Origin of the sequence: Alishewanella jeotgali KCTC 22429 (assembly GCF_000245735.1) — a bacterium.
GTDB lineage: Bacteria > Pseudomonadota > Gammaproteobacteria > Enterobacterales > Alteromonadaceae > Alishewanella > Alishewanella jeotgali.
The window spans coordinates 1-26,359 of record NZ_AHTH01000017.1; the positions used below are offsets into that span (position 1 = coordinate 1).

Consider the following 26,359-nt stretch of genomic DNA (forward strand, 5'->3'; position numbering starts at 1 on the left):
AGATAGTTTTATTAACGCAGATTTAATAGCGGCAGGCTTGTCACCATTAGCACCAGAGAAAGAGTTACTGAATGCCAGCAGGTTATTTCTTGCAGAAATACAAAACCGTATTAAAGCGAGAGCCTCATTTGCATTTGAAACAACTCTGTCAGGCCGCACTTATTTGAAATTAATAAAACAATTGCAAGCGGATGGCTGGAAAGTAGAATTGATCTATCTTGCTCTTCCAAATAGTGATATATCACAGCTCCGTGTTGCTGAACGTGTAAAACATGGCGGTCATAACATACCGCTACGTGATATCAAACGTCGCTTTCCGCGAAGTTTGGTTAACTTGCTATTACATTACTCGCCTTTGGTTGATCACTGCCAATGTTATATGAACGCCGATGATGAGCCTGTGCTTATATTTGAACAGCAAGGCCAAGTTCGTCTCATTAAAGAGCCTACTCTTTTTGATGTTTTAATTCAGGGAGCTGCTTATGACTAGCCAAGATGTTGGAAAATATACAGTTGAAGACACACACAATGCTTTACGTAATGCGGTTCGTAAAGCATTAGAGCGAAAAAAGAAACTTGGTCATTACAGTGTAATGTGGCAAGCTAACCGACTGGTTCTTGAGGGGCCAGACGCACCCGTTTTAACAAATCAGAGCACCTCGGAACCCCAGGGCTAAGAGCCTTCGGAGTCACCCATTAGCCTCTCGGTGTCAGATACCGAAGAGAATCCCTATCTTGATCACCTTAATTTTTGTTACTACAATAACTGATATAACATTGAAGATTCGGATGCAATTTTGCACATTACTTACGATCCTGAAAAAAATCAGCGTAATATTAATGAGCGAGGTTTGGCTTTTGATGATGCGGCATTTTTTGAGTTTGCCACAGCATTAATTGCAAAGGATGATCGCAAAGAGTACGGAGAAATACGCTACTCAGCATTAGGCATTTTGGATGGCCGCGTGCATGCTTTGGTGTTTACACTAATTCCAGATGGCATTCGGGTTATCAGTTTTCGAAAGGCCAATAAAAGAGAGGTACAGCGCTATGGCACAGTTAAATAGACCATTAACTACAGAAGATGGTGAGCTGCGTGACGATCTGACAAAAGAAGAGCTGGATCGTTTCAAACCCGCATCTGACGTTTTACCGGCAAAAGTACTGGCACAATTAAATCGTGGTGGTCGTCCTATATCTGATAACCCTAAAGTGTCGACGACAGTTCGTTTTGATGCAGATGTTTTAGCTGCTTTCAAAGCAACCGGAAAAGGCTGGCAAACCCGGATGAATAATGCACTCAAAGAGTGGCTGGCAACGCATTAAAAGACCTTCGTAAACCATTGGGGTCAGGTCTTGACTTTTTCCACTAATAAGAACTTAAGACTTATACACCGAATAACCAGCCCGCCTCGTGCGGGTTTGTTTTTCTTTGTAATCTCAGGAGTCTTTGGGGTCAGGTCTTGCTTTTTGCCCCAAATCCCAAACTGCGATACTGAACTATCAACCCCCCAGAGCTCTGTTAATTTTAAGCTGCAACAGACCAATGATCGTCCACTTCTTCCAGTTTTAATTGAATACTTTGTGCTGCAGCTTGGGCTTCAGTATCTGCGAGTAAATCCAGAAAGTAGCTAACCGGGTTATTCTTTTGCTGGCTTTCCATATACAGTGAACGTAAAACTGCATCTGTGGTTCTGGGAATACTTGACTCGCCTTTCTCATAGCGGGCGATCGTTTGTTCCGTCACACCGAAACGTGTTCCCAACGTTTTTTGCGATACGTTCATTTCAATGCGCAGGAACCTAAATTCCTGATGAGTTAGCGGTTTTGGACTATCGATAATAGCGTTAGCAATAGTTTTGTGCAGACCGTTCATGTCGTCAATGCTGGTGTATTCCTCACCGTCCAATGTCTCTACGGTAAAGCCATTAACCAGATACACGTTCGGCAAGCCACTTTCAGTGTAATGATACATAGAGATCTCCTTAACTAATCCAAACTGTCACAAGGACAGAGCTTGGAGAATGCTGATGACTTTTCAGCGCAACAGCCAGTTCTATCACTGTCCCCGCCGCCATCCCTTTTAGATTGAATTTCCAGTCGCCATTCGTTTCCTGATACGGTCCTTCACGGAATACAGAATGTCTGCTTTTCAACAGCGTCAATATTTGACCGGTAGTTACATCGCGTTCCTGCATCCGCTCTTTGACGTGTTTACTCCAGCGGATCCTGCCCGTGTGATATTCAGCCAAATTATTGATGATCTGCCTGGCCGTTCCTTCTGTCAGAGGAAATTCATCTACTCCTTGAGGTTCAGTGTTGCTCATGAATCACCTATCAAGTTGACACCTATCATTCTGATAGGCTGCATGCACATTGTCAATCATTGTTATCCACTCACTCCTCAAACCTTCGGGGTCACCCATTAGCCTCTCGGTGTCAATAGCGTAACCGAACCCGCGCGCACGCCAGTGCGCGTATCTTTTCGCCCTGCAAGCCCAAAACCTTCGCAATTTAGTTCTCGTTGGTGGTAGCGATAGTTCGCACCCGTCACCCATCAGGATCAAGGCTTTGGACTCACTGCGTTCGGCCCCTGGCTACTTGTAGCCCCCGAAAACTCTCTGTTCTCCCGCCTGTCCAAGTGATGTAGCTTGTAGGTATACCATAATAGAGCATGTTGAAAAGCGTGCTTGAAAGGTAACGCATTGGTGTGTATATTTATTACACAACAGCAAGTAAGGGTATTGCTATGGCAACCAACAGCCATGTAACCAGCCACAAAAAGCGCACTAACCTCTCCATTGATAGTCAGTTATTGTTTGAGGCAAAGCTATTGGGTATTAATGTTTCGCAATCTGCAGAAGCCGGGCTTGCACAAGCTGTTAAACTGCAAAAACAGCAGCGCTGGCTTAAAGATAATAACCAAGCGATTGAAAGCTCAAATGATTTTGTTACTCAGCATGGCTTACCGCTTGCAAAGTACCGGCATTTCTAATGGCTCGCTTCGATGTCTATCTAACCAGTAGTAGCGGTTACTTACTGGATGTGCAAACAGATTTATTAGCTGGTCTGAACACCCGTGTAGTTGTGCCTCTACTGCCTCTGGACAATGCACCTAAAGCGGCCAAACGCTTAAATCCTATTTTTGACATTAACAATCAAGCTTATCTGATGGCAACGCAATTTATGGCAGCTATACCAGAGGTCGAATTGAAGCAGAAAGTTGGCAGTCTGATTGACCATCAACAAGAAGTATCTGAAGCGCTGGATATGCTGTTTGTTGGTTTTTAACCTTTTAAAGCTTCCGAACCTTCAAACCTTCGGGGGCAGATACCGAATCTCGATCCAGATTATTTTCTTTTCAAAAGAAGGGATTAGATAGTTAAGGAGAGCGTTGCGCGTCCGTGGCAGCTTTTAGTAGCGCATCCCAATCATCCGGGGGATTCCCTGACTTGAGCATCTTTGCAAACACCTTGTAAGCATCCGACTTACTGTCGTAGGCTCGTTTGCTGTCTTCATCATTGACCCAAGCATAAACAATAATTTTCGATTCAAGATGATAACGAAAGAATAGCCGATACTGCTGAAAAATTTGGCACGAAACCAATGTTTATTGTGGCCTCCTAATGTCGTCCCTTGGCGATAATCTGGCAAAGTTGGATCTTGGGGAATAATCTCAAAAGCCAGCTTATAGATTGCTGCTAACCGCTTCGCGTCGTTTTTCTTAATGTAGCCTTGTGGATCTTTTGCTTTTAATGCCTCTACTTTGTCTTGCAACCTTTGGTACTGCTGTGCAAAAAGAGGATGGGTAAATAGCGTCCAACCATTAACCACTATCGGAACATTGTCTGGCAAAGTTATTCATCCTCATCAGACAAGGCTGCATCCAAATCCACTTCTACCCCAGTGACCAGCGATGCCACGCTCTGACGCATACTCGCTGATAAGGGTTGTAACTTTTCAGGGTGCTTTTGCATATCAACAGCCAAAAAGGATAAAAATTGGTCCAGCACAGGATCAGTATCCGCAGTATCAGCTCGTTGCATCAGCACGCTGCCATCAGATTGGATGATGTATTTAATCTTATCTTTCTTATCCAGATGCAATGCCTGACGCACAGAACTTGGTACTGTTGTCTGGAAACGATCTGTCAATGTTGATTCTGCCTCCAAAGCCATTTGTGTAACCATGATACTCTCCGCAGGTTGAAGCTGGTTAATAACGGCTAGTTTAGTCGCAACGCGCAGGTAATGCAAACGCATTACCTTAACCTTCGGGGTTAACCTTCGGGGGCAGATACCGAACCACAAGCCCGTCTCGTGCGGGTTTGTTTTTTGTGAGTGGGCTGGTCGTAACGCTCGCGTAGCTGGCCAACAGGCTGGGCCTGAATTTCATAATCGTTCAGTGACAAATACTCTAAAGCTACCGCTAATGCTGTTCGTTTGTTAGCATCAGGCATAGCATGAGCAATGGCGATTGATTTTGCGTATTTAGCTGCAATTTCAAAAATATCATCGAGTTGCTCATATAAAGGATGGCGTTATCAATGCGCCCTAATGCCCCACGAAGCTTGTTTAGATCAATGCCCCCCTCATGCCTGGTTCCCGGCTTAATATATGAGCGTTGATTTCAACGACCCGCTCAAATGGGAATAGCATAAGCTCCATCACATATCAGCCAGTTTTTTAAACGTTTTAGCGTGGGTTCGAAGTACCAACTTCGTTTCAGAAAGAACGATCTGCTGTCCTTCCGCACCGGTTAAATCCAGCTGCTTTTTAGGCTTGATTTTGGGACGTTGTACCAATTGCAGACCCAACTGTTGTATTTTAGGGTTCATCGTTATTTCCTGTACGTAGCTCAGAGTTTATTCTCTATCTAAAAATAGCTTAAGTTTATATTATCGACGGAATGTGCGCCAGCAGGTGCCATCGAGGCATAACCCTTCGGGGTCAGATACCGAACAGCAAACCAACCTGCGTGGCAAACCTTCGGGGTCAGATACCGAACCACAAGCCCGCCTCGTGCGGGTTTGTTTTTCTTTGTAATCTCAGCGTCTCAATTTGCTTAAACCACTTTGTGTATGTACACTAAGTGTATGAATATCACCTATGATCCACAAAAAGATTTGAGGAATCAGACTGAACGCGGGATTTCACTGTCCGAGGCAGCAAACCTGGACTGGGATTCCTGGTTAGGTGCTGAAGATGTGCGTCGAGATTATGGTGAAGTGCGTTATCGTGGCTATGCCATTATGCCGGCTGAAAACAGGCTGTACTGTGTGGTGCATACTCATCGGGAAGATGCCATCCGCATTATCAGCTTACGTAAAGCGAATAGCAGAGAGGTCGCATTATATGAAGCAACAAAACAGACAACTTAATCGGCCAACGCCGGAAGAGGATCAGCAAATTAACGAAATGATAGCTGCTGATACAGATGATTTTGAAGCAACAGCCGATGACTTTGCACAGTTTCAGCCACTGACAAAAATGGGCCGTCCTAAAGCTGCGATTAAAAAAGAAAGCGTAACGATTCGTTTGTCACCTGAGGTTGTCGGCTATTTCCGTGCCAGTGGTAAAGGTTGGCAGACTCGGCTTGAACAGGCGCTAAAAGATTATATGCAATCACATCCCTAAAACAGTTCAAACCTTTGGGCGTAGATACCGAACATGAACTTTTTTTGAAAACGATTATTCCAAGCCGTAAAGCAACCAAGCAGTATTTGAGGTAAATTCTATGCACGATCCAAAATATACCGCTGATGAACAGGACCTTATCAATGATTTTGTGGCAGAAGAACTGATTTCAGATTTTTCCCCTGAGCGGAAAAATGCACTAATGCAACTCGCTGGCAATAATATCGAACAAGACAAAAAAATCAGTGTGCGGATTTCGGTGCGCGATTTAGAAGTTATCCAGCGGCGAGCACTTGAGCAAGGACTACCTTATCAATCTTTGGTAACTAGCATCCTGCATAAATATGTTTCTGGTGCTTTTAAAGAGGTGGAGCGTTGAAACCTCTGGAACCTTCGGGGGGAAAATACCGATCAACTGCCAACGACGAAAACTAAGGATAGATTACCTGACCAATGCGACTGATATGCTCAAGCAAAGCCGGATTCTGAATATCGGATAGCAGTTGTATATCCACCTGAAATGGCAAATCACTCTCATCAAATGCCAGCATTAACTCTGCCAGCATATGCCTGTCAAGCGCTTTGCCCGTTACCGCCAGATCAATATCACTACGTTCGTGCATGGTGCCCTTAGCACGGGAGCCAAAAATAATTGCCGACTCAATTGCCGGGAACTGCTTTAAAGTACTCAGCAATTCAGCATACTGCTGCGGCGACAAACCAAACTGCGGCTTCATTCCTGACCCTGAACGATTTCTGCTAATAGCCCAAGTTGCCACTCCGTTAGCATTGGTAAATAGTCGCTGGCAATGGCTTGCAACACCAGTTCAAACTTAGCGCTGTCATAGGTGTGACTCATTAAGTTACGATCCCCTATCATTCGCAGCCATACCTCCGCATCGGCGATATATTTAGCCTGATAGGCCAATCTGACGACGGCGCGTGGTGAAATTTGGTCGATAACCAGACCATCATGCTCCATTTTGTCTTTCAGCACCTTCCACGCCAGCTCAAAGGTAAATTCAAAGCGCTGAATAATGCCCTCTTTCTCCAGCTGATTTAATTGCTTCAGATCCTGATCCATCGCCTCGCGCAATAAACCAAAGGCGCGCTGAAAGTTTTGAAAACGTTGCTGCCAGCGGATATCCTGCATCGTTATTCCTTGTTCAAACATTATCTTATCAGCAGAGTATAGCTGAAACCTTCGGGGGCAGATACCGAACCAGCGCTGGCAAAATTCCGCGACTTTTAATCTGAATGTTGCGTTAGCTTGTTGTCGTCAATATAGCTCAATGCAACCTTTACCAACTCAAGCAGAATGGTGGTATAACGCAGAATCTCGAGTTGCAGGTTTTTTAAATTTTCTACCACATACTCATGTACGATTTCATTTCTGATATCTTTCAGTGTCCTGGCTGTTTGGTTATCTTCAAGCAACCCTTTTTTAACTGCCCGATTAATGGTATCAATTAAGCTACCCGCTTCCAGCAATTCAGCGGCATCTATAGCGCGATAAAGCTTATTAATTAAAATATCCACCACACGAGCAAAGCGGCTGCTAAGGTTTTCTAAGGCATCATACTGTTCAGCTGTAAGCGGCTTAGCGACATCAATAGGCAGGCACTGCTCAAAGGAGCGCTGTAGCCATTTACTGGCATCCTGTAGTTGTGATGCACATAAAGCTAAATGCGAGGCCGAGCTTAACCTGCTCACAATGATAATTCCTCAGCGGTTGGCTTAATTAACTGCACAAAAGGTTCTGAGCCATCTGCACTGGCGATGATATCTATTTTTTGCTCTCCGAGTTGTTCCAATATTCGCCAACGTGCGGCACGCAGTTTTTGCTTGTCAAAGTGTTGTGATAATACCAGCAAGTCGATATCTCCCCCCCTGGCATTATCGTCTGCTCTAGAGCCAAATAAAAACACTTTGGCATTAGCATCCTCAGCGGTGATCGCTTTAAAAATCACTGATTTTTCATAATCAGACAGACGCATATATTTGCACCTTAGTGTGTTGCCAGCACTTTCAGCAGACGATAATGAACAATATCATTTATTTACATAGTAGCATAACTGAAAACCCTCAGGGCCAGCTCCTGTGGGCTCCCCAGGTTATTATGGCTTAATATTAATACCCAAGTCAGATAAATCATTATCGCGCCAGGGTTCAGGCAAACTCGACTGCGGGCAATAAAAACCTTGATAGAAAACTTCTGTATCGGTTGGTTGGCTTAGCACTGGCTGGTCAGTATTAACCCGGCTCAGTTTAAAACTTACTGCATCAATAATCTGGTAGCGCACCAAACGCTGTTCAGCTTCGGAAGCTTGAAAATCGGCACAGGATTCTGTAACCAAAAAGTCCTGCGCACTAAGCTGCCGGATACTGAGAAACTGGCAAAAATCTCTGGCGCCACCTATGCCATCGGCTCGCAGCAGCAATAAAGTCGCATTAGAGGCGTTAGCACAGGGCGTATCCGCAGCGACATAAAAACCGAGCTGTAACGGCAGCGGGTTTTCTGCCGATGCTGGCCCGCAGGCGGTTAATGGCTGCAGCAAGATCAGCGCGGCGGTCAATCTCTGTAGTATCTTCATAGCACAGACTGCGATTAATAGTCATGCTTAAGTATCGGTTAAGGTCTGGCATTTAGAAAGCTACTGGGTCAGATCCCTAACACCAAACCCGGCTTAGTGTTGGTATTAGCGGGCAGCCCAGGCTAAGTTTAACGGCTTACTTAACCGCTTAATGGTAGCATCTTTGTTCTAGCGCCTGTTTCGTCGCGATGAATATCAGCCATAAGCGGCGAAACTTAACTGGCGGTTTAAAGGCTGCCAGCTACACTTAACGAGACGCTAAAACCTGTAAGGAGCTTTGCCATGCGCAGCTTTCCTCTACTGTTGGTTATGTTGTTATCTATACTCCTGCTTGCTTGTAAACCGGCTGCTAACTCTGGCCCGGCCGCTGACGTAACGCCCGTTGCGGTCGAAAATCCCCCAGCTTGTGTGTTACGCGCTGGCTTTGATGCCTGGGAACCATACCACTACCTGGGGCAGGGTCAGCAGCCTCAGGGCTTGGATATTGAAATTTTGCAAACCCTGGCCGCCGAATTAAATTGTGAGCTAAGTCTGGAGCAAGACACCTGGGCTGCGTTGCTGCGCAAACTGCAAAGCGGCGAGCTGGATATCTTGCCCGGCGCCTCGATTAGCAGCGAACGTGAGCGTTATGCCTGGTTTTCCCGGCCCTACCGGCAAGAACAGTTTGTGTTGTATCAACGTCAGGATGCTCAACTTAATTTCCCCAATTTAGCGGCAATGCTGTCGGCCGGGCATAAGATCGGATTAGTTAGTGGCTATTTTTATGGCACTGAGGTTGACGAGTTACTGGGGCAAATGCCGGAGTCTTTTGTTAGTGCCCAGCTTAGCGAGCTAAATATGGCACGGTTGTTAGATGAAGAAATCAGTGCGCTGCTGGAAGACAGTATGGTTGCCACCGCCATTTTGCGCCGCAAAGGTCTGGATCGTTATATTAGTGCCAGCAGCTTACGCCTGCCCGAGTCAGAAGTTTATCTGATGTTAAGTAAAGGCAGCGTCGGCGAACAGCAATTGCAGCAAATTAATGCGGTGCTGGATAAGTTACAGCAGGATGGTAGTTTGGCTAAGCTAATAGCCAAGTATCAGCAGTAAGAAGGTGGCAGGCAATACTTTTGCCTGCCCAATTTTATCAACTATTGACGAAGACTCGGCAGAATTGAGCGTTTTTACTAACGCTGTTCAATCCAGCGCGCAATCCTTAACTTCTGCGGGCTTTTGGCACCAACGACACCGTCAAGATTATCTTCAAAATCAGAAACCTGTGTATAACTGTATTTACCGTTAATATCTAACTCTTCTTTAGCAACAACGGCACCTTTCAGTCTGGCACTACCATTTTGCTCAAAAGCACCGTCAGTCCAGAATACAGCAGCTGATTCATTACTCCCGCGGTTTGTGATATTGCCTGCTGCAATTAGTGCAACGCTAAGTTTGTTGTTGCCCATATTGACACCGCCACGAATATCAATGGTATTCAATGTCATAATGGTGCCATTAGAAATAACATTTTCAATAACAACATTATTATTACAAAAATACGTTTTTCCCTGTAAATCAGCCGGTAAATTTGTGCAGTCATTGAGCTGAACTACGTTCGCACTGTTTTTATTGGCGTTGATAAAGTCTGTCGCTGACGGTATTTGTATTTTAGCTACAGCAGATTCAATTTTTGAACCCTGGCCCAAATTAACATTTTTTCCTTTTGCTGTTCCCGAAGCGCTAATGGAAAAAGCGTTACCGGTAGAACCTAAACTAAAATTACCATTTACAGTAACATTTTTGTTTGAGTGAATATTTCCATTTATGGATGGGCCACCATTAACGGTAATATTCCCCTCGGAGAGCAACCCCGCCATAAAAGCCGAAGCAGGACTACCGCCCGCAGTGATAGGGCGTAAAAACTCGACATTTACCTTGGTACTTGCTACCGCATAAGGCTCAGGACTGGCATCAATAGCTTCGCCAAGAACGGTAATACTAACTTTGCTGGGGTTACTCCAGTCAATTTGCTCCACCGTAAAACGCCCTTTAGAAGCCGCAACCGCTATGGCAGTATTAAAGTTCGTTTGCAAACTACTTTGCCAGGTTGCATCGGCCCAGTTCATTTGGCCGGACTCTTCCTGTAGTACCAACCAATTCCAGACCTCGGCAGCACCTGCTTCGGCGGCCATCAAAGCCCGGCTTTGATTAAACTGATTTGCCGTCATTTTTTCTTGAAATAGGCTGCCGCGCATTGAGCCGGTGACCATTAAGGTCAAAGCTAACAGTAATACCAGGCTAATAACCATAGCCATACCACTCTGAGAACGCTTAAAGTTTTGCTCCTTTAATTTCATAACAGCTCCTAATTACAGACGCCTAGTTGGGTTGTGAAATCAACGGGAACAGTTACTTTATTTGCAGCACTTGTCTTGCAGCAAGAATTGCACTCCGTAACCTTATTGTTTGAAGCTTTCACTTCACCTTTCTTAACAGTACATTGACACATGAACGGCGTGTCGTTACCGCTGTTGCCGCTATTACTGTTATTACTGTTATTACCGTTATTACCGTTATTACCGTTATTACCGTTATTACCGTTGCCACTCTCACCAGAGTCAACATCATCCGAAGTTGTGTCTGGACTTTCGATGCTTCCAGGCAAATCAGCGGCAATCTCCTCCGCCAATTCCGTTTTAATTAAACTGGCACGGGAAGTCGCAGAAAAAGAAGTGTTTAGCGCTCCGATACTCAGATCAACCTTTACCAAGGTCGCTTCCTCTGCTGGTACCACCCATAACTTACCGCTGCTATCGCTACTCAAATAAGCAAATGACAGCTGGTCGATACCACTAAGTAATAACTGATCATTACAGGTCAGCGTTTTATCAGTCGCATTAAAGCGAAAACGGTCCACCACATCCGAAACATCAGTATTGCCTAAACAATCCGGGCTGGAGTTGCTGCGATTAAAGGCGATAGCAAGTTCGGTTGCGGTGCTGCCGCCATCAATACCGGCACCATTTTTAACGATCCGATTGATAGTATAGGACGCAAATCTCAATGCCTCTTGCCGGCTATCGAGCTGCTGTCGCGCCTCGGATGTTTGCTTATTCGACAAATAGACGCTGAAGGCGCCGCCTATTAATAGCAACGATAGCGTCATACCAATCAGTAACTCGATTAGCGTGATCCCGGCCAGCCGCTTCTTCATGTTCCGCTCCTGTTATTCGTCACATTGCACCAAGGGTAGTAACACCTGAAAGTCAAAGCTTTCGGTCGCATCTAACTTAGTGTCGCGCCAATTTATCCGGATGTTATAGGCTATCGGGTTGACATCCGCCGCACTGGTTTTTTGCAGTGAACCGGCCCATTCGGGTAACGAGGAACTGTGCTCAGTCACCCATTGTTTGCAGATTTCGTTATTGGCACAACCGCTAAAATCTAATTCGTTAAGGTGACACGCACTGGCCCAGAGGCGCTCATGCAAATCATTTGCTTGCTGTAACGCCAGATTGCGCTGGAAGCTGGACTGTGAATATTGCAAGCTTTTAAGCTGCAACGATGCCAAGGCAATTAAACCAAAAGACAAGACAAACAGCGCGATCAGCGCTTCCAATAAACTAAAGCCGGACAAAGATTTACGCATCGCTGCAGCCCCCCCGCCGCACTTCTGCCCGGCCATTAAGCTGCAGCTCAACTTTGAAACAATGCGCCTGGCGTTGCACATTAAACGTAATGGCCTGTGATGCAGCACCAACCGAATTAAAACTTACCTTGTCGACATCAGCAGATGCCTTGATCGTGAGATTAGTCGGAATTTCCACCACTGAAATTACTTTATTACTGTCCCGAATCAACAAATAACCCTGCCAGTTAATGCTATCGGCGCAATTTGTCTGATCGGTAGAAGGGCAAAGGCTGACATTGGCGCTCTGTTTCACCGCTTCGCTGCGGGTCAGTTGTAACTGATTCAGAAGCATATTGGCTGCGCTGGTTGCTTGATTACTTTGGATAAAACCGGTTAAACCAGGGGTTACTACCATGGCAAGAATGGCCATGATCGCTAAAACCGTCATTAGCTCAGGCAAAGTAAAGCCGGCGGTGTGGCGCGCAAAAAGGGTAGGGTTATGCGATTTCATCCATTAATCTCATTATCCATGCAGAGGCAGGAGAGCTGACCGCTGGACACGGATCCAATCTCATACCCATTCAGGGTAAAATTTGCGCAATTGTATCAATTAAGCAACTTTTAACAATATACTTTACAAAAAATAGTTAGGTTAAGCTTGATTTGGCACAAATGCCGCGCCAAGCAAGGTGTAACAAGACAGAAATACCGATAATACCTTGATCAGATTATGGATACTGGCATAATCTTAAGCTAATACAGGCAGCTCAATACCCGAGGCCAATAGCCATTATGGCGGTGAATACCAATTCCACGCTTCTCAAACGTTTGATTCAGCAAAGTTTTATCGACGGCGATAAAGCTCAGCGCGTCATTCTGGAAAAATCCCGTCAATATCGTACCTTGCCCGAATTACTGATCAGTGAAAAACTGATTAATGCCAATACCCTGCATGAAGTGGCAGCGAGTATCAGCAACCATCTGACCCTGGATCTGGAATTCTTTAACCCAGCCTCCATTCCGGAAGATTTACGCAACGAAAAGCTGACCCGCAAAAGCGATATGCTGCCATTGAACAAACGTGGCCGCACCATGTACCTGGCGGTGGTCGACCCGACCAATATCGCGGCCATTGAAGACTTTGAATTTAATGCCGGCATGAATGCTGAAGTCGTGGTAGTGCATTACGACAAACTGCATAAGCTGCTGGATAAACTGTTCGAAAATGCCTATGACAGCCTGGGCGGCAATGACGGAGATTGGGATCTCTCGTCGATGGGCGTGGTGGAGGAAGATGAGCAAGCCGATATCGTGTCGGCGACACCAGACAAAGAAGATCAGCCGATCATAGCCTTTATCAATAAGATACTGCTGGATGCCATCCGTAAAGGCGCGTCGGATCTGCACTTTGAACCCTATGAAAAAAGTTACCGCATCCGTTTTCGGATTGATGGCATTTTAAACGAAGTCGCCAGCCCACCGGTTGCTTTATCCACCCGACTATCGGCGCGCTTAAAGGTGATGTCGCGACTGGATATCGCCGAAAAGCGGGTACCACAGGATGGCCGGATTAAACTTAAGCTGTCGGCGAAAAAATCGATCGACTTCCGGGTTAGCACCCTACCCACCTTGTGGGGCGAAAAAATTGTCATGCGGATCCTCGATTCCGACAGTGCGATGCTGGGGATCGATGTGCTGGGTTATGAGCCAGAGCAAAAACAACGCTATCTGGATGCGTTAGCGCAGCCACAGGGTATGATCTTAGTGACTGGCCCGACTGGTAGCGGGAAAACGGTATCGCTATATACCGGTTTAAATATTTTAAATACGGAAGAAACCAATATCTCCACCGCAGAAGATCCGGTCGAAATTAACTTACCCGGTATTAACCAGGTGCAGGTTAACCCGCGGGCCGGCCTGACGTTTGCCTCAGCACTGAAAGCCTTTTTACGGCAAGACCCTGATGTGGTGATGGTCGGTGAAATTCGCGATCTGGAAACTGCTGAAATTGCGATTAAAGCGGCCCAAACCGGCCACTTAGTCTTGTCTACCCTGCACACCAACTCGGCGCCGGAAACCTTAACCCGTTTACTGAATATGGGCGTACCGGCTTATAACGTCGCCAGTTCTGTATCGTTAATTATTGCCCAGCGTCTGGCGCGACGTTTATGCCCAAAATGCAAACAAGCCGAACAGATTCCGGCTGCCGAATTATTGCGCCAGGGCTTTCGTGAAGACCAGCTGGATAAAATCACCATCTTTAAACCGGTGGGTTGTGATTATTGCACCAATGGCTATAAAGGCCGGGTCGGTATTTATGAAGTGATGCCAATTAGCCCGAAGATGGCCGATATTATTATGGATAATGGTAACTCCTTAGATATTGCGACTCAGGCCCAACGCGAAGGAATTAATAATTTGCGACAATCGGGCCTGATTAAAGCCGCCGCCGGTATTACCAGCCTGGCGGAAGTCAACCGGGTAACCAAAGGTTAAGCTATTGGCTTACATAAGACTTTTTGAAAACAAGAGCTATACTGTTGCAAAGTAGCACACAGAGCTGATAAGGATCCTTGCTGATGGCTCAAAATATAAAATTCAAAATAAAAGAGCTACAAACCTTTAACTATAAAGGTGTAAATCGTAAAGGTGATAAAAAAAGCGGTGAAATTAAAGCCACCAGTATCGCCGAAGCCAAGGCGCTGCTACGCCAGCAAGGCGTTACGCCATCAGCGGTAAAAAAGAAACCGAAATCGCTATTTGGCGATGAAAAACGTATTACCGCAATGGATATTGCCGTGGTGACCCGGCAAATCGCCACCATGCTGGGCGCCGGGGTACCGCTGGTGCAATCTATTGATTTGATTGCCAATGGCTCTGACAATAAAAGCCTGCGCAGCCTGATGCAAAAAATTTCGATAAAAATTCAAGCCGGTTTACCATTATCTGACACCCTGCGCGAGCATCCTAAGTATTTTGATGATCTCTATTGTGACCTGGTGAAATCAGGCGAGCAGTCTGGTGCTTTGGATAAAATCTTCGATCGGATCGCGATTTATAAAGAAAAAGCCGAAGCCTTAAAATCGAAAATTAAAAAAGCCATGTTTTACCCTGCTGCCGTTGTCGTTGTCGCCGGTATTGTAACCTCCATATTGCTAATCTTTGTGGTGCCGCAATTTGCGGAAATTTTTGGCAGCTTTGGTGCTGAACTGCCGGGTTTTACCCTTTTTGTACTCGGTATTTCCGAGTTAATGCAAAAATATTGGTGGGTGGTGTTGGGCGCTATTATTGTTGCTGGCTATCTCACAGGCAAAGGCTATAACAATAACCTCAAGTTTCGCACCGCCTGTGATGCGATGCTACTTAAAGCCCCGGTATTTGGCATGATTTTAAATAAGGCCGCGGTAGCGCGTTATGCCCGTACCTTGTCGACGACCTTTGCTGCCGGGGTGCCGCTGATTGAAGCACTGGAATCTTCCGCCGGCGCGGCTGGCAATGAAATATATAAAAAAGCGATTTTAGATGTGCGCGACGAAGTTTCCTCCGGTAACCAGATGCACTTTGCGATGAAGCAAACCGACTGTTTCCCGGAAATGGTGGTGCAGATGGTGTCGATTGGTGAAGAGTCTGGCTCGCTGGATAGTATGCTGGCCAAAGTCGCTAATATCTATGAGCAGGAAGTGGATGATGCGGTCGATGGCCTAACCGCCCTGTTAGAGCCGCTGATTATGGCGGTACTGGGGGTGATTATCGGTGGCCTGATTATCGCTATGTATCTGCCAATCTTCCAGATGGGTAATATTGTTTAATGTCAGAATTTATCCTGTTATTACAACAGCACAGCTGGTTGTATCTGCTGTTGGTGTTTGTGTTTAGTCTGGTCATCGGTAGTTTTTTAAATGTGGTGATTTACCGCCTGCCACTGATGATGGAGCGGGAATGGCAGGCTGAGTTTCAGGCCTATTTTCAGCAAGCGCCCGCCAGTGCAGTAACTGAGCGTTTTAACCTGGCCGTGCCACGCTCCGCCTGCCCCAGTTGCCATACGCCCATTGCCGCCCGTGATAATATTCCGCTGCTCAGTTGGTTGTTGCTTAAAGGCCGCTGCCGGCATTGTCATACCAGGATCAGTATCCGCTATCCGGCCGTAGAGTTACTGACAGCGCTATTAGCCACCACGGTTGCCTGGCAATTTGGCGTCACCACCACAGCCGCGATCTTGTTACTGATCACCTTTGGTTTGATTGCCCTCAGTTTTATCGATATCGACAAGATGCTGCTGCCGGATCAGATTACCTTGCCACTGTTGTGGCTGGCCTTAGTATTTAGTTTAAGCGAGCATGCCCTGGTCGATCCGGCGACGGCGATCTTAGGTGCGGCTTGCGGTTATTTAAGCCTGTGGGCGGTGTATTGGGGCTTTAAGCTGCTAACCGGTAAAGAGGGCATGGGCTATGGTGATTTTAAGCTGTTAGCCATTTTTGGTGCCTTACTGGGCTGGCAACAACTGCCCTTGATTATTCTGCTCTCGTCGCTGGTAGGGGCGGTGATCGGGGCAACACTGCTGAGTATTCAGGGTAAAGATAAAGCCACGCCTATCCCCTTTGGCCCCTATATCGCAGCAGCAGGCTGGATTGCCATCTTATGGGGCGAACAACTTACCGGCGCTTATCTGTCTTACCTCGGCCTATGAGTACGCTAACCGGCAAACTACTGATTGGCTTAACCGGTGGCATCGGCAGCGGTAAAAGCACTGTAGCCGAGCAGTTTCGTGTTTTGGGTGCTGGTTATGTTGATGCCGATATCGTGGCACGCGAAATAGTCGCACCCGGCACACCCGCCTTAGCCGCTATTAGCGAGCACTTTGGTGCTGAGTTATTGCAGGCCGATGGCAGCTTAAACCGCGCTGCGCTGCGCCAGCGCATCTTTAGTGACCAGACCGCCAAACTCTGGCTGGAACAGTTACTGCATCCGGCGATCCGGGAGCAGCTGTTTGCCCAGTTAACCGCCCTGCCTACACCCTATGCGCTGCTGGTTGCTCCCTTGCTATTGGAGAACGGTCTGGATACATTCTGCGACCGGGTATTGCTGGTCGATGTTAGCGAGCAAACCCAGTTAAAACGCACCATAGCACGCGATCAGAATAATGCTGAGCAGGTAAAAGCCATTATGGCCGCGCAACTGGGCCGGCAACAAAAACTGGCCCGGGCTGATGATATCATTGACAATAATGGCAGTTTGTCGCAACTCACTGAACAAATTGCGCATTTACATGAAAAATATCTTGAACTTAGCCGAGAAATAAGACTCAAAGAGCAGTGATGACTGCTGAAATAGTATACGAACATCCTCTGAACACCAAAATCCGCACTTATTTGCGGATTGAGCACTTATTTGCGCAACTTTCCGGTTTACGTCAGGCGGAAGCTGAAGCCCAGCAACTTAGTTTTTTCAGTACTTTATTTAACCTACTGGATATGCTGGATCGTAATGATATCAAGCCGGACTTGTTAAAAGACTTAGAACGTTGTGAAAGTCAGCTGGTACAGTGGTCAACTCATCCGGCTGTATCAGATCAAAAACTACAATCAATTCTGCAACAAGCCTTACGCTACCAAACGGCATTGTTACGCTGCGGCAAGCTGGCAGTGCCATTAAAAGACGACAAGTTTTTAGCGCCTTTGCGGCAACGTTTTGCTTTGCCCGGAGGCTGTTGCTATTTTGATGTACCACAATTGCAATACTGGCTAAAGCTGCCAGCTGCTGAGCAACAACAACAAATCAGTGACTGGCTGGCGCAGCTGGCCCTGACCGAACAAACGCTAGCGTTCGTACTGAATTTTATTCGTCAACGCGGTGAATTTATGTTGTTACAGGCTGAGAATGGCTTCTATCAACAAAACGCCGAACAATACGAGTTACTGCGCATTAAATACTCGCAAGACTGCTGCTCTTTTCCGACCGTTAGTGGTAACAGGTACCGTTACGCCATCCGATTTATGCAGCTATCAGAACAGGACGGACGCAGTGCCTGTAGCAATGATATCAGTTTTCAATTGGCGTGCTGCTAACACCTGATGATTCTGCTACACTGCCGGCCGTGTTTTAGCTGTTGTAGGAAAATCCATGGCCACCACTGTCAAATGTCCAACCTGTGAAAAAACAGTCGTCTGGGCGGCTGAGTCGCCGTTCCGGCCATTTTGCTCTGAGCGCTGTAAGTTGATTGACCTGGGTGATTGGGCGGCAGAAAACCACCGCATTGCCGACAAGCAGCCCATCGATTCGGCGCTGTCAGAGCAGTTTTTGGCGGAGTTAGAGCAGGAATTTCTGGCGAAAGATAACCAGTTTTTTAAAGAGTAACGCAATGGCTGGCGGTTACTGCAGGCTAAGCGCCTGCCAGAAAAGCCGCCTGCAATTTATCCACGATCGGCTGGTTCGCATCGGGCAATGATAATTGGTGCAACTCACTAAGATCTGCCCAACATAATGGCTGCCCCTCAGCGCCATGTGGCTCACCGCTAAAGTCAGTAACCAGATAAATATCCAGCAACACACAGCGCTCCGGATACTCATGCTGCAGCTGCATAAAGGGCTCGGCGTGCTGCACTGCTATGCCGATTTCTTCCACCAACTCGCGTTTTAGCGCAGCCAGCACGGTTTCACCTTGCTCCAGTTTACCGCCGGGAAATTCCCAGCGGTTACCCTGATGCTTAGTTGCCGCCCGCTTTGCTAGCAACACCTGCTGTTGGCGCAGAATAACGCCAACCGCGACATGGAGGACTGGCTTAACTGAGTTGGCCATGACAATGCTTATATTTTTTACCTGAGCCGCACGGACAGGGATCATTACGACCAACTTTCATGCCATCACGGTAAGCTGGTGTAGCGCCTTTCACCCCCTCTGGCAGCTCGCCACCGACTTGCTCAGCGGCAGCATGCTGATATTGATGCGGAACCTGATCGGCTTTGCGACGTTGCTCTTCAACCGCCTCAACATCTTCTGATGCTCTAACCTGTACCCGGCTTAAGATACCAATCACATCCAACTTCAGGTTTTCCAGCATGGTGGTAAAGAGTTCGAAGGCTTCGCGTTTATATTCCTGCTTCGGGTTCTTTTGGGCATAGCCACGCAAGTTAATGCCCTGGCGCAGGTGGTCCATTGCTGCCAGGTGCTCTTTCCAGTGGCTGTCCAGACTCTGCAGCATAATAGCCTTTTCGAACTGACGCAGTACCTGAGCGCCGACCATTTGCTCTTTCAGGGCATAGGCAGCGGCCACATCTTGCTGAATGCGTTCGCGCAGTTTTTCCTCGAACAGCTTTTTGTCTTCTTTCAGCCACTGAGCTATGGGTAACTCAACACCGAAATCGGCTTGCAAACGCTGTTCCAGACCAGGAATATCCCACATTTCATCCAGTGACTGTGGCGGAATATATTCGTTAATCACCCGCTCAACCACATCTTCCCGGATAGCATGAATGGTGTCAGAAATATCAGCCGCATCAAGTAAGTCGTTACGCTGTTCGTATACTACTTTACGTTGGTCATTGGCTACATCGTCGAATTCGAGTAACTGCTTACGGATATCGAAGTTACGTGCCTCTACTTTGCGCTGGGCATTTTCAATGGCCCGGCTAACCCAAGGGTGCTCGATGGCTTCGCCTGGCGCCATACCAAGGCGACGCATCATGCCTGCCATCCGGTCAGAGGCGAAAATCCGCATCAGTGCGTCTTCTAACGACAAATAGAAACGCGAAGAACCGGGATCCCCCTGACGACCAGCACGGCCACGTAGCTGGTTATCGATACGGCGCGATTCATGACGTTCTGTACCGATAATATGCAAACCACCGGCAGCGATAACTGCATCATGCCGCAGCTGCCAGTCGGCCTTAGCTTGTGCAATTTGTTCTGTTGTCGCTTCAGGGCCTAAAGCTTTTAACTCTGCCTGTAAGCTGCCCCCCAGCACAATATCAGTACCCCGACCCGCCATATTAGTGGCAATGGTAACGGTACCGGCCCGGCCGGCATCAGCGATAATCTGTGCTTCGTTGGCGTGAAATTTGGCATTCAGAACCTGGTGCTGGATCTTGGCTTTATGCAGCAGGCTGGATAAGTACTCTGAGCTCTCAATTGAAGCTGTACCCACCAGTACCGGGCGTTTGGCATCCCGAGCCTGCTTAATATCTTCGATAATGGCATTATATTTATCTTCTGCCGTGAGATAGACCAGGTCAGCCATGTCGTTACGTACCATGGGTTTATTGGTAGGTACTACGATGGTTTCCAGACCATAAATTTGCTGAAATTCAAAAGCTTCTGTATCAGCTGTACCGGTCATACCGGCCAGTTTGCTGTATAAACGGAAGTAATTCTGGAAGGTTATAGAGGCCAGCGTCTGGTTTTCGTTTTGGATCCGAACCCCTTCTTTAGCTTCCACCGCCTGATGTAAACCTTCTGACCAACGGCGGCCTTCCATAGTCCGGCCGGTATGCTCGTCAACAATGACAATTTCACCGTCTTTGACGACATAATCCACATCGCGCTTAAACAACTGGTGGGCGCGCAATGCCGCGTAAACGTGATGCAACAGGGTAATATTGGCCGCAGAAAACAGCGTATCGTGCTCGGCGATCAGTCCCTGCTCGCGCAACATGTCTTCAACTTTAATCTGGCCTTGCTCAGTCAGGTATACCTGACGTGCTTTTTCATCCACGGTAAAGTGGCCATCACCGTGATTTCCTTCTTCGTCTTCCTTGTCCTGTTTTTCCAGTAAAGGTACCAGCTTGTTGATTTGCTTGTAGAGCTCGGAGCTGTCTTCGGCAGGACCAGAAATAATCAGCGGCGTACGGGCTTCATCAATTAAGATTGAGTCGACTTCGTCAATAATGGCGTAAGCCAGGTCACGCTGTACCCGATCTTGCGGAGAAAACGCCATATTGTCACGTAAATAGTCAAAACCGAATTCGTTGTTAGTACCATAGGTGATATCGGCGGCATAAGCCTTTTGTTTTTCGACATGAGGCAAGCCTGGCACATTTACCCCTACGCTTAAACCCAAAAAGCTGAATAAGGGTTCATTGGTTTGGGCATCGCGTTTGGCAAGATAGTCGTTGACGGTAATCACATGTACCGACTTGCCACTTAAGGCGTTTAAATAGGCGGGTAAGGTCGCGGTCAGGGTTTTACCTTCACCGGTGCGCATTTCAGAAATTTTCCCTTGATGCAGAACCATACCACCCATTAACTGTACGTCGAAGTGTCGCATACCAAATACGCGCTTACTGGCTTCACGTACTGTGGCAAAGGCTTCTGGTAAGATTTCATCCAGGGTAGTGCCGCTTTGTACCCGTTGCTTGAATTCGCTGGTTTTATTTTTAAGTTGTTCGTCACTCAGCTTTTCAAAATCGGCTTCCAGTGCATTGATTTGCAAAACGATCTTTTTGAGTTTCTTCAAATAGCGGTCGTTACGGCTGCCAATTATTTTGGCGAAAAGATTTCCAAACATTATCCCAATACCATATTAAGTTTAAACTGCATGCCCTACGCCGCTTGCTGAGGCAACTAAGGTGATTGCAGCCCTGGCGACGCCAGTATTAATTTTTGCTGTTACCTGCGCACCAGGCCAGTTGTTGGCAGATGTTAGCAGGATATGGCGCTAAAAACAGTGCCTTTCAAGGCTTAAGCTATGGCTGTATGCAAAAAACTGCTACAATTTTTGCCGATATCTGTCTGTGGTACCTTGCCTGATGAAACGCTATAACCATAAACCTGAAGATCTGAGCCGGCTGTTAAGCCACGGTCAGCTATCGGGTATTCAACAGCAGTTTAGCGTGCTCAGCCAGTTTAATCAGGTTCTGGCCGAGCTGTTGCAAACGCCACAACTGGGCTTTTGTCAGGTTGCGAATATCAAAGATGGCCGGGCTGTCATTTTATGCAGCTCAGCGGCCTGGGCCACCCGCCTGAAAATGCAACGCGACGCCATTTTAGCCAATTTCCGGCAGAAAATCTTGCCTGATTTAGCGGGTCTCGACATCGAAGTTTCGCCCAATGGTCAGAATAAACCGTTCAGTGTGCAGGAAAAGGCAGCAGTAGCCTATCAGGTGAAAAAAGGTGGTCTTAGCGAACAGAATCGTCAGCAACTGGCCGCGTTAGCCGCCAGCAGTGATGGCCCGGTACAACAAGCTTTGCAGCGCTTACTGAAACCCTGAAAACAAATCGGGCCGCATAGCGGCCCAATTCAACTCTTAACATTTCACAAATGGCAGTTAAGCCAACTGCGGCGCCAAAAACGAAATCGGCATCTCGGCTTTGTCTTCGAAAGTCACAAATTCCCAGTTTTCCTGATTAGCTAATACGGCACTTAACAGCTGGTTATTCAGGGCGTGACCGGTCTTGTAAGAGCGGAATTCACCCAGAATGCTGTAACCAGCCATGTACAGGTCGCCAATGGCATCCAGAATTTTGTGCTTGATAAACTCATCGTCGTAACGCAGGCCGTCCTGGTTTAATACCCGGTATTCGTCCAGCACCACGGCGTTATCCATGCTGCCACCTAACGCCAGGTTGTTAGCGCGCAGGTATTCCACTTCATGCAGGAAACCAAAGGTGCGGGCACGGCTAATTTCTTTGATAAAGGCCGCAGCAGAGAAATCCATCACCAGATGCTGGGTGGTTTCAGAAATGACCGGGTGGTTAAAGCTGATGGCGAAGTCCAGTTTAAAGCCGTTGTAAGGCTTAAACTCGGCCCACTTATCGCCATCTTCTACCCGCACAGTCTGCTTAATACGGATAAACTTTTTTGCCAGCCGCTGTTCGCTGATACCTGCTTCCAGCAACAGATAGACGAAAGGATTGGCACTACCATCCATAATCGGGATTTCCGGCGCATCGACATCAATCACCAGATTGTCGATGCCCAGACCGGCGATAGCGGCCATCAGGTGTTCGGTAGTAGAGAGGCGCACGCCCTGCTCATTAATTAAACAGGTGCACATCACCGTATCACCGACCAGTGATGGCGTGATCTTAAAGTCAATTACCGGGTCCAGGTCTACACGCCGGAATATAATTCCAGTGTTATCGGGTGCAGGCCGGAGAGTAAGCGTAACCTTTTCCCCTTTGTGTAACCCGACGCCGACAGAACTGACTGTTTGGCTGATGGTACGTTGTTTAATCATAATTTTATCCTGCTCATTTACTAAGCAAACAAAATGGGCGCGAAGCATAGCACATGACTGCAACTATGCCAAATATTGGCTGAACAGCAAATGAACTCCATTAACTGCTGAGCTTAAATCGCCACTACCTGTTACCGCACACTGTTACCGCACAATTTGCGGTATTAGTCAGCCTGTTTGCGTAAAAAGGCCGGGATATCAAAAATATCAATACCACCACCTTTTGGCTCAGGTTGCACCTTGGTTTGTAATACTTCTTCACGCTGTACTACTGGCTGCGGTGCGCTCTGGCGCATGGTATTACCATGCTGTACATAGCTGTGGCTGACCGGCTCGGCACGGTGATGCGTTGGTACCAGGCTGATATCTGGTTTGCGATCCGCACCAATACCAGTGGCAACGACGGTCACCCGCAGCTCGTCACGCATTTCCGGATCGATAACAGCACCAACGACAACGGTCGCGTTCTCAGAAGCGAAAGCTTTTACTGCGTTACCAACAGTTTCAAACTCTTCGATACTGATATCCAGACCAGCAGTGATATTCACCAGAATGCCACGCGCGCCGGATAAATCGATATCTTCCAGCAGCGGGCTGGAAATAGCCTGCTCGGCAGCTTCTTCAGCACGATCCGGGCCAGTAGCACGACCAGTACCCATCATCGCAGTACCCATTTCTGACATCACAGTACGTACGTCAGCAAAGTCCACGTTGATCAGACCCGGGCGGGTAATTAATTCTGCGATACCCTGCACCGCACCTAACAATACGTTATTGGCCGCTTTAAACGCATCCAGCAGGCTGGTGCCTTTACCCAGTACCTTTAACAGTTTGTCGTTCGGGATAGTGATCAGTGAGTCAACATGTTTGCTCAGCTCTGCAATACCTTCATCGGCAAAGGCGGTGCGCTTTTTACCTTCGAACGGGAACGGTTTAGTCACCACGGCAACAGTCAGAATGCCCAGCTCTTTCGCCACTTCTGCTACGATTGGCGCAGCACCGGTACCGGTACCGCCACCCATACCCGCGGCGATAAACACCATGTCAGCGCCTTGCAGCGTTTTCTTGATGGTTTCGCGGTCTTCTTCCGCTGAGCGGCGACCAATCTCCGGATTGGCGCCGGCACCTAAACCTTTGGTTACGGCAGCACCCAGTTGCAGCGTCACATTGGCGGACGAATTACGCAGCGCCTGGGCATCAGTATTGGCGGCGATAAATTCGACGCCTTCAATATTGCTGGCAACCATATACTCGACAGCATTTCCGCCGCCGCCGCCAACCCCTACTACTTTAATGACAGCTTCTTCGCTGTGGTTTTCCATTAACTCAAACATAGCTCTCTCTCCGTTTTATTACGCTTACTCAAAACTGACCGTTAAACCAGCTGCTGATTTTTTTAAATAGCCCGCTGACTGTATCGCGGCTCTGACCGGCAGCTTTTTGTTGGCTGCGTACGTCTTTGCCGTATAGTAATAAGCCAATGACACTGGCATAAGCCGGATCACTGACATAATCTCTTAACCCGGTAACGTGCATCGGATAACCGAGTCGTACCGGCATTTGAAAAATGTCTTCAGCAAATTCGACTGCGCCTTCCATCTTGGCAGTGCCACCGGTTAACACCAGGCCAGCCGCAATTTGCTCTTCTAAACCACTGGAGCGGATTTCTTCCAACACCAATTCAAATAATTCCTGGTAACGTGGCTCTACCACTTCCGCTAGCGTATGCCGCGACATCGAACGCGCCGGCCGGCCACCGACACTGGGCACTTCGATGCTTTCTTCTTTACCCACCATACTGCGCAAGGCGCAGGCGTACTGCACCTTGATGTCTTCGGCATGGCTGATTGGAGTGCGGAAGATTTTGGCGATATCACTGGTCACCTGATTACCGGCGACCGGGATCACAGCGGTGTGGCGCAAAGCACCATTGGTAAAGATGGCAATATCAATAGTACCACCACCAATATCGACGACACAGACACCCAACTCTTTTTCATCATCAGTTAATACCGCATAGCTGGAGGCCAGCGCGCTGAAAATTAACTGGTCGACGTGCAGACCACAACGCTCGACACATTTTTCGATATTTTTTGCCATATCATTGGCGCAGGTAATGATGTGGGCACGGGCTTCCATGCGTACGCCAGACATGCCGACCGGACTTTTAATACCTTCTTGCATATCGACCGAAAACTCTTGCGGTAACACATGCAGCATTCTGCGCTCAGCCGAAATGGGTACTGACTTAGCAGCGTGAATCACGCTCGCCACATCTTCAGCAGTCACTTCGGTATCGTTAATCGGCACCATACCGCTTTCGTTCTGGCAGCGGATATGCTTACCGGTAATACCCAGATAAACAGAGGATACCTGGCAGTCCGCCATCAGCTCAGCCTCATTCACTGCCCGCTGCACTGCCTGCACCACCAGGTTCAGATCGTTAACGCCACCTTTGTCCATGCCGCGCGACGCATGCGTCCCTACGCCTACAATGCTAAGCTGGTTATCTGCGGTGATCTCGCCCACCACCGCTTTAATCTGCGAGGTGCCGATATCCAGACCGACTATCAAATCCCGTTCTGCTGACTTTGTCATGTTTTTCTCTTTGTGTCTGTTACTGCATAGCGCACGGCAATGCCCGTGTCATAACGTAAATCAACTTCGGCCATCCCGGCCTGATGTTGTTGCATTTGTGGATACAGATCGATAAAGCGCTGCAGCCGTTTTAGGGTATCTTCGCGCCCAAGCTGTAAACTTAAGCCATCGTCCAATTCCAAACGCCAGGCGAAACGCTCTGTTAACCATACCTTGCGTACCTCGAACTGATGCAGCTTGAGCAACTGCTGCATTTTACTGAACATCGTCAGTGCATCTTGCTCGGTTCCTTCCGGACCATGTAACCAGGGCAAAGTCGTTACCAGCGGTTGTATTGGCGCGGTAAATACCTGGCCCTTGTCATTCAATAGCTGATCACCGTTCCAAACCGCCACCGGTTGCTGCTCAGTCACTACCACCACCAGCGTATCGGGCCAAAGTTTACGCACAGCGCTTTGATACACCCAAGGCTGCAATTGCAGGAACTGCTGCACCTGATCCACATTCACCCGAAAAAAGTTTCCTACATATTCTTGCTGCAAGCGCTGCTGTAATTCGGCCGCGTCCAGTTGCTGAAACTTACCGTATAGCTTCACCTGCGAAATCGGGGCACTTTGCTGATCCTGCACCCAGTTTTTTAGCGTCGCGATCAGGTACATTAAAAAAATCAGCGAGCAGGTAAAAAACACCAAGCCGGCGATAAATTCCGCCCGGCTTCTGACTGGTGCTTGATTAACCTGCTCTGCCATTGC

General features: G+C 47.7%; 37 protein-coding genes and 1 pseudogene. 17 read left to right on the plus strand and 21 right to left on the minus strand.

Annotated features, from left to right (window positions below; genetic code table 11):
- The 4 genes from AJE_RS06860 to AJE_RS06875 all read left to right on the plus strand — a co-directional run.
- A partial coding sequence (locus tag AJE_RS06860) for an ATPase (protein ID WP_008950235.1) occupies nt 1-490 on the plus strand: 490 nt, incomplete at its 5' end.
- Nucleotides 483-677 carry a hypothetical protein gene (locus tag AJE_RS06865; protein ID WP_008950236.1) on the plus strand — a complete coding sequence of 65 codons (195 nt, stop codon included), beginning with the start codon at nt 483-485 and terminating at the stop codon, nt 675-677. The genes AJE_RS06860 and AJE_RS06865, both read left to right, overlap by 8 nt.
- A 120-nt stretch (nt 678-797) precedes the next feature.
- Complete coding sequence (locus tag AJE_RS06870) at nt 798-1,067, plus strand: BrnT family toxin (protein WP_008950237.1); 270 nt, start codon at nt 798-800, stop codon at nt 1,065-1,067.
- Entirely contained in the window at nt 1,051-1,326 is a 276-nt protein-coding gene (locus tag AJE_RS06875; protein WP_008606745.1) for a BrnA antitoxin family protein, read from the plus strand. Before AJE_RS06870 ends, AJE_RS06875 begins: the two co-directional genes overlap by 17 nt.
- Before the next feature lie 202 nt (nt 1,327-1,528).
- Here AJE_RS06875 and AJE_RS06880 read toward each other — a convergent pair whose 3' ends face one another.
- Nucleotides 1,529-1,975 carry a helix-turn-helix domain-containing protein gene (locus AJE_RS06880; RefSeq protein WP_008950238.1) on the minus strand — a complete coding sequence of 149 codons (447 nt, stop codon included), beginning with the start codon at nt 1,973-1,975 and terminating at the stop codon, nt 1,529-1,531.
- Nucleotides 1,976-1,985: 10 nt separating this feature from the next.
- Entirely contained in the window at nt 1,986-2,327 is a 342-nt protein-coding gene (locus AJE_RS06885) for a DUF4258 domain-containing protein (RefSeq protein WP_008950239.1), read from the minus strand.
- Nucleotides 2,328-2,749: 422 nt separating this feature from the next.
- On the opposite strand from AJE_RS06885, the gene AJE_RS06890 reads away from it, so the two are divergent.
- Together AJE_RS06890 and AJE_RS06895 are read left to right on the plus strand one after the other, a co-directional pair.
- Nucleotides 2,750-2,995: a type II toxin-antitoxin system CcdA family antitoxin gene (locus AJE_RS06890; RefSeq protein ID WP_008950240.1), complete on the plus strand. Its 246-nt coding sequence runs from the start codon at nt 2,750-2,752 to the stop codon at nt 2,993-2,995.
- The gene (locus AJE_RS06895; protein WP_008950241.1) at nt 2,995-3,291 is read left to right on the plus strand and encodes a CcdB family protein; all 297 of its coding nucleotides are present in this window, start codon (nt 2,995-2,997) and stop codon (nt 3,289-3,291) included. The genes AJE_RS06890 and AJE_RS06895 overlap by 1 nt, the downstream gene beginning before the upstream one ends.
- Before the next feature lie 91 nt (nt 3,292-3,382).
- On the opposite strand, the pseudogene AJE_RS18990 reads toward AJE_RS06895, so the two are convergent.
- From AJE_RS18990 to AJE_RS06910, 4 genes and pseudogenes are all read right to left on the minus strand, one after another.
- Nucleotides 3,383-3,834, minus strand: a pseudogene (locus AJE_RS18990) (type II toxin-antitoxin system YhaV family toxin).
- Between the two features lie 23 nt (nt 3,835-3,857).
- Nucleotides 3,858-4,190: a type II toxin-antitoxin system PrlF family antitoxin gene (locus tag AJE_RS06905; RefSeq protein ID WP_039928224.1), complete on the minus strand. Its 333-nt coding sequence runs from the start codon at nt 4,188-4,190 to the stop codon at nt 3,858-3,860.
- A gap of 89 nt (nt 4,191-4,279) precedes the next feature.
- Complete coding sequence (locus tag AJE_RS18995) at nt 4,280-4,510, minus strand: hypothetical protein (RefSeq protein ID WP_420167170.1); 231 nt, start codon at nt 4,508-4,510, stop codon at nt 4,280-4,282.
- A gap of 156 nt (nt 4,511-4,666) precedes the next feature.
- Complete coding sequence (locus AJE_RS06910) at nt 4,667-4,837, minus strand: hypothetical protein (RefSeq protein ID WP_008950244.1); 171 nt, start codon at nt 4,835-4,837, stop codon at nt 4,667-4,669.
- A gap of 258 nt (nt 4,838-5,095) precedes the next feature.
- Between AJE_RS06910 and AJE_RS06915 the strand changes: the two genes are divergently transcribed.
- From AJE_RS06915 to AJE_RS06925, 3 genes are all read left to right on the plus strand, one after another.
- Nucleotides 5,096-5,380: a BrnT family toxin gene (locus tag AJE_RS06915; protein ID WP_008950245.1), complete on the plus strand. Its 285-nt coding sequence runs from the start codon at nt 5,096-5,098 to the stop codon at nt 5,378-5,380.
- On the plus strand, nt 5,355-5,636 hold the full coding sequence (locus AJE_RS06920) for a BrnA antitoxin family protein (protein ID WP_008950246.1): 282 nt from the start codon (nt 5,355-5,357) through the stop codon (nt 5,634-5,636). Before AJE_RS06915 ends, AJE_RS06920 begins: the two co-directional genes overlap by 26 nt.
- 100 nt (nt 5,637-5,736) lie before the next feature.
- The gene (locus AJE_RS06925; RefSeq protein WP_008950247.1) at nt 5,737-6,015 is read left to right on the plus strand and encodes a CopG family antitoxin; all 279 of its coding nucleotides are present in this window, start codon (nt 5,737-5,739) and stop codon (nt 6,013-6,015) included.
- 52 nt (nt 6,016-6,067) lie between these two features.
- Here the strand turns inward: AJE_RS06925 and AJE_RS06930 are convergent, their stop codons facing one another.
- The 5 genes from AJE_RS06930 to AJE_RS06950 all read right to left on the minus strand — a co-directional run bounded on the left by AJE_RS06930 (nt 6,068) and on the right by AJE_RS06950 (nt 8,230).
- Nucleotides 6,068-6,373 (minus strand): nucleotidyltransferase domain-containing protein, encoded by a 306-nt coding sequence (locus AJE_RS06930; RefSeq protein ID WP_008950248.1) that lies wholly within the window; start codon nt 6,371-6,373, stop codon nt 6,068-6,070.
- Nucleotides 6,370-6,789, minus strand: coding sequence for a nucleotidyltransferase substrate binding protein (locus AJE_RS06935; RefSeq protein WP_008950249.1), 420 nt, complete (start codon nt 6,787-6,789; stop codon nt 6,370-6,372). The genes AJE_RS06930 and AJE_RS06935 overlap by 4 nt, the downstream gene beginning before the upstream one ends.
- A gap of 95 nt (nt 6,790-6,884) precedes the next feature.
- Nucleotides 6,885-7,349, minus strand: a complete 465-nt coding sequence (locus tag AJE_RS06940) for a hypothetical protein (protein ID WP_008950250.1) — start codon at nt 7,347-7,349, stop codon at nt 6,885-6,887.
- Nucleotides 7,346-7,633, minus strand: a complete 288-nt coding sequence (locus tag AJE_RS06945) for a nucleotidyltransferase domain-containing protein (protein ID WP_008950251.1) — start codon at nt 7,631-7,633, stop codon at nt 7,346-7,348. The genes AJE_RS06940 and AJE_RS06945 overlap by 4 nt, the downstream gene beginning before the upstream one ends.
- A gap of 120 nt (nt 7,634-7,753) precedes the next feature.
- On the minus strand, nt 7,754-8,230 hold the full coding sequence (locus tag AJE_RS06950) for a hypothetical protein (RefSeq protein WP_039928212.1): 477 nt from the start codon (nt 8,228-8,230) through the stop codon (nt 7,754-7,756).
- A gap of 282 nt (nt 8,231-8,512) precedes the next feature.
- Here AJE_RS06950 and AJE_RS06955 point away from each other — a divergent pair, with 282 nt between their 5' ends.
- Nucleotides 8,513-9,319, plus strand: a complete 807-nt coding sequence (locus AJE_RS06955) for a substrate-binding periplasmic protein (RefSeq protein ID WP_008950253.1) — start codon at nt 8,513-8,515, stop codon at nt 9,317-9,319.
- Between the two features lie 77 nt (nt 9,320-9,396).
- Here AJE_RS06955 and AJE_RS17945 read toward each other — a convergent pair whose 3' ends face one another.
- Genes AJE_RS17945 through AJE_RS17960 form a run of 4 tightly spaced genes read right to left on the minus strand, consistent with a single transcriptional unit; the run spans nt 9,397 to nt 12,348 of the window.
- Complete coding sequence (locus tag AJE_RS17945) at nt 9,397-10,563, minus strand: PilX N-terminal domain-containing pilus assembly protein (RefSeq protein WP_008950254.1); 1,167 nt, start codon at nt 10,561-10,563, stop codon at nt 9,397-9,399.
- Between the two features lie 8 nt (nt 10,564-10,571).
- A complete protein-coding gene (locus AJE_RS18530) occupies nt 10,572-11,420 on the minus strand; it encodes a PilW family protein (RefSeq protein ID WP_008950255.1) in 849 nt (282 codons plus the stop codon).
- 12 nt (nt 11,421-11,432) lie between these two features.
- Complete coding sequence (pilV, locus tag AJE_RS17955; protein WP_008950256.1) at nt 11,433-11,855, minus strand: type IV pilus modification protein PilV; 423 nt, start codon at nt 11,853-11,855, stop codon at nt 11,433-11,435.
- Nucleotides 11,848-12,348 carry a GspH/FimT family pseudopilin gene (locus AJE_RS17960; RefSeq protein WP_008950257.1) on the minus strand — a complete coding sequence of 167 codons (501 nt, stop codon included), beginning with the start codon at nt 12,346-12,348 and terminating at the stop codon, nt 11,848-11,850. Before AJE_RS17960 ends, pilV begins: the two co-directional genes overlap by 8 nt.
- A 281-nt stretch (nt 12,349-12,629) precedes the next feature.
- Here AJE_RS17960 and pilB point away from each other — a divergent pair, with 281 nt between their 5' ends.
- From pilB to yacG, 6 genes are all read left to right on the plus strand, one after another.
- Nucleotides 12,630-14,333, plus strand: a complete 1,704-nt coding sequence (pilB, locus tag AJE_RS06980; RefSeq protein WP_008950258.1) for a type IV-A pilus assembly ATPase PilB — start codon at nt 12,630-12,632, stop codon at nt 14,331-14,333.
- A gap of 83 nt (nt 14,334-14,416) precedes the next feature.
- On the plus strand, nt 14,417-15,646 hold the full coding sequence (locus AJE_RS06985; protein WP_008950259.1) for a type II secretion system F family protein: 1,230 nt from the start codon (nt 14,417-14,419) through the stop codon (nt 15,644-15,646).
- Nucleotides 15,646-16,524 (plus strand): prepilin peptidase, encoded by an 879-nt coding sequence (locus AJE_RS06990; RefSeq protein ID WP_008950260.1) that lies wholly within the window; start codon nt 15,646-15,648, stop codon nt 16,522-16,524. Before AJE_RS06985 ends, AJE_RS06990 begins: the two co-directional genes overlap by 1 nt.
- Nucleotides 16,521-17,153, plus strand: a complete 633-nt coding sequence (gene coaE, locus AJE_RS06995) for a dephospho-CoA kinase (protein ID WP_008950261.1) — start codon at nt 16,521-16,523, stop codon at nt 17,151-17,153. The genes AJE_RS06990 and coaE overlap by 4 nt, the downstream gene beginning before the upstream one ends.
- Nucleotides 17,153-17,902, plus strand: a complete 750-nt coding sequence (gene zapD, locus AJE_RS07000) for a cell division protein ZapD (RefSeq protein WP_008950262.1) — start codon at nt 17,153-17,155, stop codon at nt 17,900-17,902. Before coaE ends, zapD begins: the two co-directional genes overlap by 1 nt.
- A 55-nt stretch (nt 17,903-17,957) precedes the next feature.
- Nucleotides 17,958-18,191 (plus strand): DNA gyrase inhibitor YacG, encoded by a 234-nt coding sequence (gene yacG / locus AJE_RS07005; RefSeq protein WP_008950263.1) that lies wholly within the window; start codon nt 17,958-17,960, stop codon nt 18,189-18,191.
- Nucleotides 18,192-18,216: 25 nt separating this feature from the next.
- Here yacG and mutT read toward each other — a convergent pair whose 3' ends face one another.
- Both mutT and secA read right to left on the minus strand, forming a co-directional pair.
- Complete coding sequence (gene mutT, locus AJE_RS07010) at nt 18,217-18,633, minus strand: 8-oxo-dGTP diphosphatase MutT (RefSeq protein WP_008950264.1); 417 nt, start codon at nt 18,631-18,633, stop codon at nt 18,217-18,219.
- Nucleotides 18,617-21,337 carry a preprotein translocase subunit SecA gene (gene secA / locus AJE_RS07015; protein WP_008950265.1) on the minus strand — a complete coding sequence of 907 codons (2,721 nt, stop codon included), beginning with the start codon at nt 21,335-21,337 and terminating at the stop codon, nt 18,617-18,619. The genes mutT and secA overlap by 17 nt, the downstream gene beginning before the upstream one ends.
- 241 nt (nt 21,338-21,578) lie before the next feature.
- On the opposite strand from secA, the gene AJE_RS07020 reads away from it, so the two are divergent.
- Entirely contained in the window at nt 21,579-22,040 is a 462-nt protein-coding gene (locus tag AJE_RS07020; protein WP_008950266.1) for a DUF721 domain-containing protein, read from the plus strand.
- 57 nt (nt 22,041-22,097) lie between these two features.
- Here AJE_RS07020 and lpxC read toward each other — a convergent pair whose 3' ends face one another.
- The 4 genes from lpxC to AJE_RS07040 all read right to left on the minus strand — a co-directional run bounded on the left by lpxC (nt 22,098) and on the right by AJE_RS07040 (nt 26,356).
- A complete protein-coding gene (gene lpxC / locus AJE_RS07025) occupies nt 22,098-23,009 on the minus strand; it encodes a UDP-3-O-acyl-N-acetylglucosamine deacetylase (protein WP_008950267.1) in 912 nt (303 codons plus the stop codon).
- 164 nt (nt 23,010-23,173) lie between these two features.
- On the minus strand, nt 23,174-24,343 hold the full coding sequence (gene ftsZ / locus AJE_RS07030; protein WP_008950268.1) for a cell division protein FtsZ: 1,170 nt from the start codon (nt 24,341-24,343) through the stop codon (nt 23,174-23,176).
- 28 nt (nt 24,344-24,371) lie between these two features.
- Nucleotides 24,372-25,607, minus strand: a complete 1,236-nt coding sequence (gene ftsA / locus AJE_RS07035; protein ID WP_008950269.1) for a cell division protein FtsA — start codon at nt 25,605-25,607, stop codon at nt 24,372-24,374.
- Complete coding sequence (locus AJE_RS07040) at nt 25,604-26,356, minus strand: cell division protein FtsQ/DivIB (protein ID WP_008950270.1); 753 nt, start codon at nt 26,354-26,356, stop codon at nt 25,604-25,606. Before AJE_RS07040 ends, ftsA begins: the two co-directional genes overlap by 4 nt.
- Nucleotides 26,357-26,359: the final 3 nt, after the last annotated feature.